Source organism: Nostocoides australiense Ben110 (assembly GCF_001050535.1).
Lineage (GTDB): Bacteria > Actinomycetota > Actinomycetes > Actinomycetales > Dermatophilaceae > Nostocoides_A > Nostocoides_A australiense.
On record NZ_HG764815.1, the window covers coordinates 3,641,473 to 3,642,743 of the forward strand.

Annotated in this window: 1 protein-coding gene; it reads left to right on the forward strand. The window is 71.4% G+C overall.

What is annotated here, in order from left to right; all coding sequences use genetic code 11:
- Nucleotides 1-76 precede the first annotated feature (76 nt).
- A partial coding sequence (locus BN11_RS17860) for an FGGY-family carbohydrate kinase (RefSeq protein ID WP_162213281.1) occupies nucleotides 77-1,271 on the forward strand: 1,195 nt, incomplete at its 3' end.

Here is a 1,271-nt window from a genome sequence, read left to right on the forward strand (position 1 = left end):
CGTGGGCATCGGCAGGTCGGTCATGAGAGACCACCCTATGCGCGCCTCCGGACAACCCGTGATTCAAGACAACCCCTTGACACAAGCATTCCCAACCAACTACAACTATTCCCAACACCACGACGACGGAGACGCAGGTATGCCGCGGGAACTGCTGGCCGGGATCGACGCCGGGACCACCTCGGTCAAGGTCGCGCTGCTGACCCCGGAGGGAGAGCAGATCGCCCTCGGCCGCGCGCCGACCACGTGGGAGCGCACGACATACGGTGAGGAGACCGACGCCGCCGCCCTGACCCGCACCGCCCGGGTCGCCCTCGCCGACGCTCTCGCCCAGTCTCCCGATTGCCGGATCATCGGCATCGGCATCGCGAGCATGGCCGAGGCGGGGGTCCTCGTCGACGAGGCCGGCCGCGTCCTGGCACCGGTGATCGCCTGGCACGACCACCGCGACGAGCACGAACTGCAGGAGCTGATCGCCGAACTCGGGGGTGAGACCTACTCCGCCACGACGGGGCTGCCGTTGTGGACGCAATGGAGTGTCACCAAGCACAAGTGGCTGACCCGCCACGTGCCTGCCGTCGCCGCGGCCACCAAACGGTTCAGCGTGGCCGAGTGGCTCGCCTACGATCTCGGCGCGGGTCACGCCAGTGAGCCCTCGCTCGCCTCGCGGACTGGGATGCTCGACCTGCGCACCGCGACGTGGTGGGAACCGGCGCTGCACTGGGCCGGCGCCGAGGCCTCGCTGTTCGGGCCGCTCGTCCCGGCCGGCACCGGCATCGGCGCCGCCCGCGGGCAGGGTGCGCTCGCGGCACTCGACGGCGCGGTCGTCACGGTCGCGGGCCACGACCATCAGGTCGCGGCGATCGGCATGGGTGCCCATCGTCCTGGTGACGAATTCGATTCTGCGGGAACGGCAGAGGCCATTCTGCGCACCTCCGCACCGGACATCGCCACCGACGCCGTGCGCACGCTCACGGCTGCCGGCGTGACCGTCGGCCACCACGCGGCCCCGGGCCGCTGGTGCCTGCTCGGCGCGACCCAGGGCGGCCTCATCCTCGGCAAGGTGATGGCAGCGTTGGGTGTCGACCGGGACGGTTTGCCGCAACTCGACCAGGCGGCCGCAGCAGCCGACGATGTGCCTACGGCCGTCACCATCGGCCCCGGCTCCGGCGATGTCACCATCGACCCCGACGCCGCGCCGGGCGAGATCTGGCGCGCGGCGACGCGCGGCATCACGGCCCAGGCCGCGGCCCTGAGCGATCGGCTCACCG